At 59.1% G+C, this 13,241-nt stretch carries 10 protein-coding genes; 3 read left to right on the forward strand and 7 right to left on the reverse strand.

The window, feature by feature from the left end; translation table 11 throughout:
• Positions 1-67: 67 nt before the first annotated feature.
• From C6Y32_RS13925 to C6Y32_RS13940, 4 genes are all read right to left on the reverse strand, one after another.
• Complete coding sequence (locus tag C6Y32_RS13925) at positions 68-367, reverse strand: hypothetical protein (RefSeq protein ID WP_129589462.1); 300 nt, start codon at positions 365-367, stop codon at positions 68-70.
• Positions 368-563: 196 nt separating this feature from the next.
• Positions 564-1,508: a hypothetical protein gene (locus C6Y32_RS13930; protein WP_105205884.1), complete on the reverse strand. Its 945-nt coding sequence runs from the start codon at positions 1,506-1,508 to the stop codon at positions 564-566.
• A gap of 68 nt (positions 1,509-1,576) precedes the next feature.
• Entirely contained in the window at positions 1,577-1,969 is a 393-nt protein-coding gene (locus C6Y32_RS13935; protein WP_105205885.1) for an MmcQ/YjbR family DNA-binding protein, read from the reverse strand.
• A gap of 57 nt (positions 1,970-2,026) precedes the next feature.
• Positions 2,027-2,953 carry a DUF1848 domain-containing protein gene (locus C6Y32_RS13940; protein ID WP_164998299.1) on the reverse strand — a complete coding sequence of 309 codons (927 nt, stop codon included), beginning with the start codon at positions 2,951-2,953 and terminating at the stop codon, positions 2,027-2,029.
• 282 nt (positions 2,954-3,235) lie between these two features.
• Here C6Y32_RS13940 and C6Y32_RS13945 point away from each other — a divergent pair, with 282 nt between their 5' ends.
• The 3 genes from C6Y32_RS13945 to C6Y32_RS13955 all read left to right on the forward strand — a co-directional run bounded on the left by C6Y32_RS13945 (position 3,236) and on the right by C6Y32_RS13955 (position 6,271).
• The gene (locus C6Y32_RS13945) at positions 3,236-4,192 is read left to right on the forward strand and encodes a nucleoside hydrolase (protein ID WP_105205887.1); all 957 of its coding nucleotides are present in this window, start codon (positions 3,236-3,238) and stop codon (positions 4,190-4,192) included.
• A gap of 45 nt (positions 4,193-4,237) precedes the next feature.
• On the forward strand, positions 4,238-5,188 hold the full coding sequence (locus C6Y32_RS13950) for a nucleoside hydrolase (RefSeq protein WP_105205888.1): 951 nt from the start codon (positions 4,238-4,240) through the stop codon (positions 5,186-5,188).
• A 309-nt stretch (positions 5,189-5,497) separates the two neighbouring features.
• Positions 5,498-6,271: a class I SAM-dependent methyltransferase gene (locus C6Y32_RS13955; protein ID WP_105205889.1), complete on the forward strand. Its 774-nt coding sequence runs from the start codon at positions 5,498-5,500 to the stop codon at positions 6,269-6,271.
• Between the two features lie 104 nt (positions 6,272-6,375).
• Here C6Y32_RS13955 and C6Y32_RS13960 read toward each other — a convergent pair whose 3' ends face one another.
• The 3 genes from C6Y32_RS13960 to nifJ form a co-directional block, all read right to left on the reverse strand.
• On the reverse strand, positions 6,376-8,691 hold the full coding sequence (locus C6Y32_RS13960) for a vitamin B12-dependent ribonucleotide reductase (RefSeq protein WP_105205890.1): 2,316 nt from the start codon (positions 8,689-8,691) through the stop codon (positions 6,376-6,378).
• 444 nt (positions 8,692-9,135) lie between these two features.
• A complete protein-coding gene (locus C6Y32_RS13965) occupies positions 9,136-9,480 on the reverse strand; it encodes a helix-turn-helix domain-containing protein (protein ID WP_105205891.1) in 345 nt (114 codons plus the stop codon).
• 199 nt (positions 9,481-9,679) lie between these two features.
• A complete protein-coding gene (gene nifJ / locus C6Y32_RS13970) occupies positions 9,680-13,222 on the reverse strand; it encodes a pyruvate:ferredoxin (flavodoxin) oxidoreductase (RefSeq protein ID WP_105205892.1) in 3,543 nt (1,180 codons plus the stop codon).
• Positions 13,223-13,241 lie beyond the last annotated feature (19 nt).

Here is a 13,241-nt window from a genome sequence, read left to right on the forward strand (position 1 = left end):
TCTGCCAGTCTCTAAAAAGGAAGAGGAGGATATACCGTCCTCCTCTTCCTTTTTGTCAAAAGGGGTCTTACCGCCGGTGGGTGTGTTTTTTCTTCCATCTATAACAAACGCCCACGGCGGCCAAAACGCATACAAATATTGGTAAGAGCACCGCCGCCCAACGCAAAAATACATCCAGGGTATCGGTGTGGGGGGATAGGGACGCCATCATACACACAACACCCGGTGCCGTACACAAAACCATGACCAGGTACACCCGGTTCAGCCGTCCCCGGTCGGGTGCATGCCGCCATATCTGATCGAGCAGCCGCTGAAAGCGCCTTATATTCTGGCGCAGCATAAACCGTTTGGCCTCCAGCCTCGGCATACCCGCCACCTGCAGCAACCAGTCGATCATCCAGAGGGAACTTATAAAATTTAAGATCATCCACAGAAAAAAATAGGTATACCGCAGCAAAAAAACGCCCCCTATCCCTCATGTACAGATCTGATAGCCTCCTGGACCGGTGCTCTTTAGTCCGGCGAATAACAATCAGCCTGCAGATCGGTGCTTTCATTATAAGTTAGGCGGCATCCATATAGCCGATTTCCTGCAACAACCGTACCAGCTGCTCTTTATGATCCAAGTCACAGTACCCGTATACCACAGTCTGCCCTATATACGCCGCCACCGCGTACATATCTCCGGCCTGCAGCGTGTAAACGGCATAGTTCGACCGCTGGGTCACCGTGTCGGTAAATGGGCTCTGCATCCACTGCGATACGATACGCTGGTGCGCCCGCTCATAGGTATCCCGCGCAGCGCCCGGATCATCAAATATATATACCGAAAACTGCAGTTGACCGTCTCCGGCAGAGATATATCGTGCAAGGCCCGGGTAGTCCGCCAGCTCATCCGCACCCATCTCCTGGGGCGCGTATCCCTGTGCTGTCAGCGCGGCGCGCACCTGCTCGGCGGTGGGCGGCGTCTTGGGCGCCATCTCCCCCAGCATAAACAGAGCCAACCCCAGCATGCCCGCCGCACATACCAGCTTTGCCGCGGCGTCCACATACTGCCGCCGCACTTTTTTTGCTCCGTGCGGTGGGCGGTCAGCCGCCGTGTCAGCTGCTCTGGCCGGCCGCGGCCGGCCGTATACCACGCCCGCCACTGTCAAGATCGCAGTAAAGGCGGCCAACACGGCCCCGACAAGGCCCAGTACCCAGCCAAAAGTGCGGGTCATACAGCCGACCACCGCAAAAAACATGCCAAACAGCAGCAGTACATGGTTCATCTGGTACAAAAAAAGCCACCGCCGGGTCTTCGCGGGGTCGGGGGAAAAGGTGATCAGTCGGCTGCTCACATGAAAATAAGGCCGCTCCGTCAGGTGCAGGTGTTTGCGGTACGCCACCACCTGCTCCGGCCCCATCCCCGCCGACCGGCACACCGCCGCAAAGATCCAGCGACAGCAGTACTGGTTCACCGCCAGCAGCAGGGCGAAAAACAGCAGCTGTACGACCTCGTCGCGCACCTCGCTCCCCCCTGTCCTTAAAAATAGTCAAACATGGCTGCCGCCTGTAAAGTGTGGTCGCCGGCCGGTCATTTTTCTGGCGCGGCTGCTATCTCGCGCTGCGATTTTTTGGTCAGCTTGGCAAACACCAGCTGGTACGAGTCGTCGATCATCTGCCGCAGCAGATCGTCGGGCAGCCCGCCGCCCAGGTCAACAGAGTTCCAGCACCGCTTGTCGCTGTAAAAACCGGGCAGCACCTCGGGGTGCTGCTGGCGCAGCAGCGGCGCCAGCAGCGGGTCACATTTCAGGTTCAGCAGGTCTTTCTCCGCATAGGCGGCATCGTATTTGTCTGTGGGGTGCATCAGGGCGGCAAACAGCTTGCCGCCCACCATATACCGCTGCCAGCCCCACTCCACCTTAAAGTCACTGGTCACGCCGGGTCTCTGCAGCAGGTATTCTTCCAGCCAGGGGTAAGCGCTCATCTCTTGTTCCTCCTTAGGGTGTGGGCCATGCAGGCCCCTTCTTTAGGCGTATGTCGGTCAGTAGAGCGTCATCTGCAAGTCGGCAAAACTGGTCATCGGGTAGGGCCGCACCACATCGTCCGGCCCCAGCTCGCTGCCCAGCAGCGGGCTATAGGGGTCATACCGCGCCACCGTGCCGGCTATTTTGCCGGGGCTAAAGTTGGCATAGCAGTAGCGGCAGCTGCTGGGGCAGCTGTTGTAAAGGCCAATATCCACACTCTTGCCGCAGCCACAGGCCGGCCGCTGTCCGGTATCCCGGGGCACCTTCAGCGCAGTGCCGCCAATAGCGGCCAGCAGTTCGCCGTCTATACAGCGCCCGTGCGCCACCCCGTACGCCGCCAGGTCCAGCTCCTCCGCACAGGTACATACGGTCATGCCGCGGCGCCGGGCAATGGGCGCCAGCTGGGCCATCAGCTGACGGGCCTCGTCGGCGGTGGGTGGCCGCAGGCCCCGCGCATACAGTGCCGGCGCGTTTTTGTAGTCGTCTAAAAAGCTGATGACACACCGCTCGGTCGCGCCCTGCAGCACCTCGGCCAGCTGGGCAAATTGTTGCCGGTGCCACGCAGCGGTGTATTGCGGCCCCAGCAATATCGGGTCGTACCGCCATATCACCCGCCGCTTCCCCAGCCTCGCGGCCAGCTGCAAAAAGGTGGCCGCCAGCGCCTTTTTAGGCCGCAGTCCCGGCTCGATATCCGCCCCGTACCCGGTCAGGGTAAACTGAAAGTAGTAGGGCCAGTGGTCAAAAGCGGGCAGCAGCGGGTAAAGCGGGGCCGGGTCCTTGCTCCAAAAAACCCAGCCGTCCACCCCGCGTTGCAGGTCCAGCCGGTACACCTGGTGGTAGCGGCGGGGGTGGCGCACCAGCAAATAGCCCGCCTTGGCCCGCTCGCCCAGCCACTTTGCATAGTGGGCCGGCAGGTCGGTGCGGCGGCTGGCACTTACGATCACGGTGGTCCCCCCTCCCATTGGCTGTAAACAAACATTTGTTTTAGTATACCACTGGGTCACCCCCACCGCAAGCGTACACAAATAGGCGTCCGGTTTTGTCTATTCCGCACGAAAAAGGTCGGCAAACTTCTATTTGCCAACCGCTGCCGCGCTCATGTACAATGGACACATAGAATGCCCAAAACAGTGCTGCTGCGGCCTGTGGCGGCATATCCTGTACACGAGTACACGAGAGGACAGGTCTTGTCCGCCACGGTACACGCTATTTGGAGGTAACATCCTATGGAAAGTAAAAAGATACCAATCATCATCGACTGCGACCCGGGCATCGATGACGTCATCGCCATCATGCTGGCGCACTCCACCCAAAAGTTCGATATCCTGGGTATCACCCCGGTAGCCGGCAACGTGCCGGCGGTACACACCCGCCGCAACGCCCGCGACATCTCCGAGTTTTTGGGCATCAACTGCCCCGTCGCTTACGGCGCCGACGGCCCGCTGCTCACCCGCGACCGCTATCGCCCCGCCACCGGCACCCACGGCGAGAGCGGCATCGGTCAGGTGGTGTTGCCCCCGGCCAAAAATCCGGTCTACCCCAAGCCCGCGTGGGACTTTATCTATGAAAAAGCGGTCGAGCAAAAAGGTGAGCTGATCATCGTCGCCACCGGCCCGCTCACCAACATCGCCATCACCCTGCTCAAGTACCCCGACCTGCCGCAGCTGTTAAAGGGCCTGTACATCATGGGCGGCTCCACCACCACCGGCAACGTCAACGAGCTGGCCGAGTTTAACATCTGGGTCGACGTGCACGCCGCCGATATCGTCTACAAATCCGGTATCGTGGTCACCCAGGCCGGCTGCAACGTCTGCTTAAAGACCGGTCTGCCGCTCGACTTTTTGGCCGAGCTGTCCGAGATGCCCAGCCGCATCAGCGAGGTGCTCAAGGGTCTGGTCGCCGGCTACTCCGACGTCAAGCCCGATCCCGACGGCAACCTCTCCAGCATCATCTACGACGCGGTGCCGTTTTTGGCCCTCATCGATCCCGACATGGTCACCACCAGAGACTGCCATATCGATATGGAGTGTTCCAGCTCCAAAGGCGGCTTTGGCGCCACCCTGCCCGACTTCAGCTACCGCAAAGAAAAGCTGCCGGTCAACTGCCACGACATCCAGGATCTGGATATGCAGAAATACCGCCAGCTCTGCGTAGAGATGGTCAAGTATTACAGCGAGCACTAACGGCGCCGCCAGTCGGCCTGCGCTTAGGAAGAGAGGATTTTTCGTATGAGCAAACTACCGGTCATCATAGATTGCGATCCCGGCCATGACGACGTCATCGCCATCACTCTGGCCCTGTCCAGCGACAAGCTGGATGTTCGGGGCATCGTCACCGTCATGGGCAACAACACGCTGGATAACGTCACCAAAAACGCCCTGAAAGCGCTGGAGCTGCTGGGCCGCACCGATGTGCCCGTCATCAAAGGCGCAGTCAAACCCATGCGCAAAGAGCACGTGTCGGCTAAGGGCCACGGTTCTACCGGTCTCGACGGCCCCGACCTGCCCGAGCCCACCACCCCGGTCGTCGACAAAAACTTTGTCGACTACTACTACGAGGTGCTGTCGGCAGCCAGCGAGCCCATGACCATCATCGCCCTGGGCCCCCTCACCAACATCGCCACCCTGCTGTTTTGCCACCCCGAGGTAAAAGACAAGATCAAAGAGATCGCCTACATGGGTGGTGCCAACCTGGCCTGCGACTTTAAAGAGTTCTCCACCTACAGCCGCACCGCCGAGTTCAATGTCTGGCAGGATGCCGAGAGCGCCAGCTATGTGTTCGACGCCGGTATCCCCATCACCATGTTCGGCCTCGACCTCACCATGAAAAACGGCGTAACCTTCGACGAAGTCGAGAAGTTCCGCACCGAGGGGGGCCGTGTGGGCAACGTGGTGGCCCAGCTGCTCGATTTCTACTTTAAGGCTCACACCAAAGTCGGCCTGTCGCTGTGTCCCATCCACGATGCCTGTCCGGTCGCCTGGCTCATCGATCCCACTCTGTTTTCCGTCGAGCACCGCGACATCTCGGTCGACTTCGAGGGGGATCACACCTACGGCTGCACCTACGTGGACATGCGCTTCCACAAAGAGCCCACCAAGCCCACCTACTGGGCCAGCGACTGCACCGATCGCGCCCGTTTCGTGCAGATGCTGCTGGATGCCTGCAAGTCCTATCAGTAACATCTTTCAACAATACAAAAACGATAAAATACCAGCATTTATACAGCTGGTATTTTATTTTTCGTCAAATACAGAGTATTTCAGTCGTCTTTTGTCGGCAAACACCCGGTATTCCACATTTTCTAAAAATGTGTGGAATACTGGTCCGGCACGGGTCGTATACGCGTAAATACCCCTTTAAAATAGTCCCCAAATAGCTCCAGAACTCTGTTTTTTGGGGTCATGGAGGTGTAAAAGATGGATCTAAGGCTCGTTTTTGACCAGATAGCATAGGATTACGACCGGCAGCGGCCGCTGTATACCGCGCAGATGTTTGCCGATATCCTGCAATTTTGCGGCCCCGACAACAAGGGCCAACAGGCGCTGGAGATCGGTATCGGCACCGGGCAAGCCACTCGGCCCTTTTTACAGGCCAGCTGCCGGGTCACCGCCGTCGAGCTGGGCGCACACATGGCGGCGGTAGCCAGAAAAAAATACGCCGCCTACCCCAATTTGCAGGTGCTGCAGGCCGATTTCGAGACGGTCGACCTGCCGCTTGGCCGGTACGACCTCATCTATTCCGCCTCGGCTTTCCAGTGGATAGACCCAGAGATCGGCTTTCCCAAGGTGTATGCGCTGCTTCGGGCGGGCGGTGTCTTTGCCCGCTTTGGCCACGCGCTCTACCGCCTGCCACAATATGCCCCGCTTACCGCCGCCATGGACGCGGTGTATGAAAAATATCGCCCTCAATTTTACGCCGACCCCAAAATATCGCTCGATAAGGTCCACCCGCAGTACCGACAGGTGCTCACTTCTCTGCAGCCGCCTGTCCCCGACCAGAAGAGTCCGGCGATCAGTTTTGCCGATCAGCTGGCCGCCCACGGCTTTACGAGCATCACCTACAAGACCTACCAGCAGGTGCTAAAATACGATGCCGACAGCTATGTCGCCCTGCTCGCCACCAACTGCGACCAGCTCTCGTTGCCAGCAAAAACAAAACAGGCCTTTGCCGCCGAGATACGCGACATCATCCAGCGTCATGGTGGCCGTTACGCCCTGAGCGATACCATCAAACTCTATCTGGCGAAAAAGCCCAGCCGGTAAAAAGTATCAGTACCTATTAAAAGCAAAAAAATGCGCTGTGAACGACCTGTTCACAGCGCATTTTTACAGTTTATTCATAAATTTGAGTCGCTAGGAACACCGGTTCAGCCACACTTGGAGAAACCGCAGTTGCGGCAGACCACGCAACCGCCCTCATGTTCCAGCGCGCTGCCGCAGTCCGGGCAGGTGCGCAGTGCGTGGGACGGCAGCGCATAGCCGTCCTGCCGCTCAATAAATCCCTGGTCCGAGGGCTTTACTTTCTGGGGCGGCGTCACCGATGAGCTGGGGATGATCTGGCCCCCCTCAGCCCCACCGTTTTTAATGAACTGGTCCACTTTCTTGACCACTTTAGCAATAGCATCCGGGCAGGAAGTGCAGCTCATCCCCTGCTGGCGGATGGTCGACGGGCAGCGGATACCCTTGAGCTGGTCGATGATCTCGTCCACCGATATGCCCGAGCGCAGGGCAATAGAGGTCAGCCGTGCCGTCGCCTCCGACTGAGAGGGGCAGCCGCCGGCTTTGCCGGTATTGGTGAACACCTCCACAATGCCGTCTTTGTCGTAATTTACGGTAATGTACAGGTTCCCACAGCCGATCTTCATTCGCTCGGTAAAGCCGGTCACCACCTCCGGCCGTGGCCGCGGACCGATCTCGGTAGGCAGCTGGGGCGGTGGTGCAGCGGCGGGAGCAGTCGGCTGAGAGCCGTCTTTTACCTTGCCGATATTGAGCACCTGGTTGTCACGGCTGCCGTCGCGGTAGATGGTCACCCCTTTGCAGCCCAGCCGGTAGGCCAGCATATACACCTGGGCTACATCTTCCAGCGTGGCGCTGTTGGAGAAGTTGACCGTTTTCGATACGGCGTTGTCGGTGTACTCCTGAAATGCCGACTGCATCTTCACGTGGTACTCCGGTGTCACGTCGTGGGCGCACACGAATACGTCGCGGATATCCGCCGGGATCTCCTCGATGTGGGCGATGGTCCCCTCTTTAGAGATCTTGCGCATCAGCTCGTCAGAGTACAGCCCCCGCTGGATGAGCCGTTCCTTTAAGATGGGGTTTACTTCGATGAGCTCGGTCTTGTCCATCACGTTGCGAATGAACACATAGGCAAATACCGGCTCTACTCCGCTGGAGCAGCCACCGATGATCGACAGCGTGCCGGTGGGGGCGATGGTGGTGATGGTTCCGTTGCGCAGCGGCGCCTGGTCTTTATAGATGCTCTGGCTAAACAGCGGGAATGGGCCGCGCACCTTGGCCAGTTCCTGGCTGGCCAAATGCCCCTGCTCGTTGATAAAGCGCATCACTTCCCGGGCCATCTGCACGCCTTCATCCGAACTGTACGAGATGCCCATGTACAGCAGCATGTCGGCAAAGCCCATTACGCCCAGGCCGATCTTGCGGGTGGCCTTGGTCACCTCATCGATCTTGTCGATGGGGTATTTATTCACGTCGATAACATTATCTAAAAAGTGAACTGCCGCGTGTACGGTGGCTTTTAATTTGTCGTAGTCGACCCGGTAGCGGCCGTCCTCCCCCTTTTTGAGCATCTTCACCAGGTTGATAGAACCCAGGTTGCAGCTCTCATAGGGCAAAAGCGGCTGCTCTCCGCAGGGGTTGGTGCTCTCGATCTCGCCCTGTGCGGGCACTACATTGTCTCGGTTGAGCCGGTCTAAAAAAATGATACCGGGCTCGCCGTTGTGCCAGGCGCCCTCGACGATCTTGTCAAATACCAGCTTGGCATTCTGGTGGCCCACTACCTTTTTGATAGAGGGGTCGATCAAGTCGTAGTCGCCGCCGGCAATGACCGCCGCCATAAAATCCTCGGTAATACCCACCGAGATGTTGAAGTTGGTGATGTCGGCGTTGTCTTTTTTGCAGTCAATAAAAGACAGAATATCCGGGTGGTCCACCCGCAGAATACCCATGTTGGCCCCCCGCCGGGTGCCGCCCTGCTTTACCGCCTCGGTGGCCATATTGAATACCCGCATAAAGCTGATGGGCCCCGACGCCACCCCGCCGGTAGAATTTACGGTGCTGCCGTTGGGCCGCAGCCGCGAAAAGCTAAAGCCGGTGCCGCCGCCCGACTTGTGGATCAGCGCCGCCTGCTTGATGGCCTCGAAGATATCTTCCATCGAGTCGGCCACCGGCAGTACGAAACAGGCCGACAACTGCCCCAAAGGCCGCCCCGCATTCATCAGCGTGGGCGAGTTGGGCAAGAACTCCAGCTCGGTCATCATGTGGTAAAATTTGTCGGACAGAGCCGCTACATCGGCCTCACTGTCGTACTGCAGGTCGGCGGCGGCTATGGCTTTGGCCACCCGGTGAAACATTCCGTCCACCGTCTCGGTGACCGCTCCTTCCTCATCGCGGATCAGGTACCGCCGCTCCAGTACCGTCTGGGCGTTTTTAGAAACTGACATGCTCTTTTTTCCCTCTTCCTCTATGTGGTATTATATCGCGGCGGCTGCCCGCCAACTAAATCAGCACGCTGCATTCATCATGTACAATTCAGCATGTAACACTATATATTGTATCACTGCGACCCTATCAACGCAATATATTTGAAAAAACTGTAGTGACGATATTTGTTGGGCAGGTGTGGGCAAGTTTGGGCAAGTTTGGGCAGGTTTGGGCAGGTATACTTATTTTCTATGCGATATGCGCCACGCCGATAAAAGTATGTCGCGACACCGTCCTAGATAGGCATTTTTATCGGCTGCAGCCAGATGGTTTGTAGCTTTCCCGCATTGGAGTGGTACGGTATCCTCGTCTAAATACAGCGCCAAAAAAGAGCACTGGAACAGTCTGCCTGTCCGGCGCTCTTTTTTACAGGGTCCAGCAGTGCAGCACCTCTCGGTACCTGTTCACGGCTTTTCTATATCCAGCAGCTTGCACACCGCCGGCTGCATCTCTGGCAGCGCGCGATACTGTTTGAGCAGTCGCTGCTCCGCGGCGGTCAGCGCCGGACCGGAGATGGGCGGTTGCGGCAGTGTCGGCGACTGTAACGCCGCCAGGGGCAGCTGCAGCCCGGAGCAGATCTTTTGCAGGTTATCCAGCGCAGCGCCCCCCACCCCGCTTTTCAAGATCGAGAGCAGCGTGGAGTACGGCATGCCGATCTGTGCGGCAAAGCTCTTTACGGTCATTCCCCGCAGGGCGATACCTTCCCGGATCACCGCGCTGCGGTCCTGGTTATCAATCGTTTCTCTCATCTCCGTTGCCCCTCTCTGCAGAGCGCCCGCTTCGGGCACTGCCGGCTTTTTGTGCAGTGTTTACCGCTCCAGTATAAAGAGTATAGCACAGCGGCAGTAAGCGGTGCAAACAGCCAATAACTGGTGCACAGCGCCAAGCAGCCCCAGCACAAAAAAGGCCGGAGACCGAAGTCTCCGACCTTTTTATAGATGATGTAGATTACTCCACGTCGTACAGTTTAGACAGTTTCAGCAGATGCTCGTACTTGTCGGCTGCAAACTTCTCGGCTTTCTCGAACAGGTCCTCGGCCCGATCCGGGAAGGAGCGGGTCAGCGAGGTGTAGCGGACCTCGTTCTTGATAAAGTCGCCGTAGTTGGCAGTGGGGGCCTTGCTGTCCAGCTGGAACGGGTTCTTGCCCTGTGCTTTCAGGCGGGGATCAAAGCGGAACAGGTGCCAGTAACCGGCCTGAACAGCGTTTTTGATCTCGGCCTGGGCATTGACCAGACCACCGCGGATACCGTGGTTGATGCAGGGGGCATAACCGATGACCAGCGAGGGGCCGTTGTAGCTCTCGGCCTCGACGATGGCTTTCATGCACTGGTTGTAGTCGGCGCCCATACCGACCTGGGCCACGTACACATAGCCGTAGCTCATGGCGATGGCAGCCAGATCTTTTTGTTTGATCTCTTTGCCAGCCGCAGCGAACTGCGCCACAGCGCCGGTGGGGGTGGCCTTAGAGGACTGGCCGCCGGTGTTGGAGTACACCTCGGTGTTGAACACCATGATGTTCACGTCCTCGCCGGAAGCGATTACGTGGTCCAGACCGCCGAAACCGATGTCGTAGGCCCAGCCGTCACCGCCGAAGATCCAGATGGATTTCTTGGCCAGGAAGTCTTTGTCCTCCAGGATGGCTTTGGCGGCGTCAGAGCCGTCTTTCTCCAGCTCACAGACCAATTTCTCGGTCGCGGCCTTGTTGGCATTGCCGTCGTCCACGGTGGACAGGTACTCCTCGCAGGCGGCTTTCAGGTCGCCGGTGGCGTCTTTGCACAGGGCGCAGACGTCGGCGATCAGGTGGCTGCGCAGGGTAGCCTGAGCCAGGTACATGCCGTAGCCGTACTCAGCGTTGTCCTCAAACAGCGAGTTGCCCCAGGAAGGACCTTTGCCCTCTTTGTTGGTGGTGTACGGGGTAGAGGGCGAGCTGCCGCCCCAGATGGAGGAGCAGCCAGTGGCGTTGGCGATGTACATGCGGTCGCCGCACACCTGGGTGATCAGCTTGGCGTACGGGGTCTCGCCACAACCGGCGCAGGCGCCCGAGAACTCGAGCAGCGGCTGTTTGAACTGGCTGCCCTTGACGGTGGTCTCTTTGAACTTGGCAGCCACCTCGGGTTTGGCCTCGATCTCGGTGCCGTAAGCAAACACGTCGGCCTGCTCCAGCTGGCTGTCCAGCGAGTTCATGACCAGAGCCTTCTCGCCCTTCTTGCCCGGGCAGACGTTGGCGCAAGAGCCGCAGCCGGTGCAGTCGAGGACCGAGATGGTCATGGCGAACTTGTAGCCGGGCATACCGGTCATATCGGCAGTCTTCATGGCGGCGGGGGCCGCAGCTGCCTCTTCCTCGGTCAGCACCACCGGGCGGATGACCGCGTGGGGGCAGACGTAGGAGCAGAAGTTACACTGAATGCAGTTGTCGGGGTTCCAGGTGGGAACGTCCACGGCGATACCGCGTTTCTCGTAAGCGGAGGAGCCCAGCGGCACGGTGCCGTCGGCGCAATCCTTAAAGGTCGAGACAGGCAGGCTGTCACCTCTCTGGGCGTTGATCGGCTCCAGGATGTTGGTGATGTAGTCGACCAGCTCGGGGCGGCCCTCGATGGCGCCGGCCTCGGTGGCCTCGTCGGTGGCAGTGGCCCAGGAAGCCGGGACCTCTACCTTGACGACGCGCTCCATGCCCTGCTCGATAGCGGCGTGGTTCATGGCCACGATCTTCTCGCCCTTCTTGCCGTAAGAGGCGGTGGCGGCGTCTTTCATGTACTTCACGGCGTCGTCGGCGTCGATCACGCCCGACAGCTTGAAGAAGGCAGACTGCAGGATGGTGTTGATGCGGCCGCCCAGGCCGATCTCTCTGGCGATCTGCACACCGTCGATGGTGTAGAACGAGATGTTGTGCTCGGCGATGTAGCGCTTATCTTTGGCGGGGATGTGTTTCTCCAGCTCTTCCATGGTCCAGCCGCAGTTGAGCAGGAAGGTGCCGCCGTCTTTCAGGTCCTCGACCATGTCGTATTTGCCCATGTAAGAGGGGTTGTGGCAAGCCACGAACGAGGCCTTGTTGATCAGGTAAGTAGACTTGATGGGGGTGTGGCCAAAGCGCAGGTGCGAGATGGTCACGCCGCCGGACTTCTTGGAGTCGTAGCTGAAGTACGCCTGGGCGTACATGTCGGTGTGGTCGCCGATGATCTTGATGGAGTTCTTGTTGGCGCCCACGGTGCCGTCGGAACCCAGGCCCCAGAACTTGCAGTTGGTGGTGCCCTCGGGGGTGGTGTCGGGCAGGGCTACGTTCTCCAGCGACAGGCCGGTCACGTCGTCGACGATGCCGATGGTGAAGCGCTGCTTGCCGCAGGTCTTGCCGTTCTCGTACACCGCGGCGATCTGGTCGGGGGTGGTGTCCTTGGAGCCCAGACCATAGCGGCCGGTCAGCACGGGCACGTTCTCGAATTTGCTGCCTTTCAGGGCGGCGACGACATCCAGGTACAGCGGCTCACCGATGGAGCCGGGCTCCTTGGTGCGGTCGAGGACCGAGATGGTCTTTACCGTCTCGGGCAGAGCGGCGATCAGGTGCTCGGCCGAGAACGGGCGGTACAGGCGAACTTTCACCAGACCGACTTTGCCGCCGTTGGCGTTGAGGTAATCGATGGTCTCTTCGATGGTGTCGCACACCGAGCCCATGGCGATGATGACCTGCTCGGCATCGGCAGCGCCGTAGTAGTTGAACAGTTTATAATCGGTGCCGATCTTGGCGTTGACTTTGTTCATGTAGTCCTCTACGATGGCCGGGAAAGCGTCGTAGTAGGGGTTGGAGGCCTCGCGGGCCTGGAAGAAGATGTCGGGGTTCTGGGCGGTGCCGCGCTGTACCGGGTGCTCCGGGTTCAGGGCGCCGCGGCGGAAAGCTTTGACGGCGTCCATGTCGACCATCTCAGCCAGATCCTCGTAGTCCCACATCTCGATCTTCTGGATCTCATGGGAGGTGCGGAAACCGTCGAAGAAGTGCAGCACCGGCACGCGGCCCTTAATGGTGGCCAGATGGGCGACAGCACCCAGGTCCATGACCTCCTGCGGGTTGGTGGCGCACATCATGGCAAAGCCGGTCTGGCGGCAGGCGTACACGTCGGAGTGGTCGCCAAAGATGGACAGAGCGTGGCTGGCCAGCGCACGGGCCGAAACATGGATGACGCCGGGCAGCAACTCGCCGGCGATCTTGTACATGTTGGGGATCATCAGCAGCAGGCCCTGCGAGGCGGTGTAGGTGGTGGTGAGAGCACCGGCGGCCAGCGAGCCGTGAACAGCGCCGGAAGCGCCGCCCTCAGACTGCATCTCGACGATCTTTACCTCGTGACCGAAGATGTTCTTTCTACCACCGGCAGCCCACTTATCCGAGACCTCAGCCATGGGGGAAGAGGGGGTGATGGGGTAGATGGCAGCTACGTCGGTAAACGCGTAAGACACGTGGCCGGCAGCGGTGTTGCCGTCCATGGTCTTCATTTTTCTTGCCATTGGATTTCCTCCTTTTAAA

Origin of the sequence: Neobittarella massiliensis (ex Bilen et al. 2018), from assembly GCF_900289145.1 — a bacterium.
GTDB classification, from domain to species: Bacteria; Bacillota; Clostridia; order Oscillospirales; family Ruminococcaceae; genus Neobittarella; species Neobittarella massiliensis.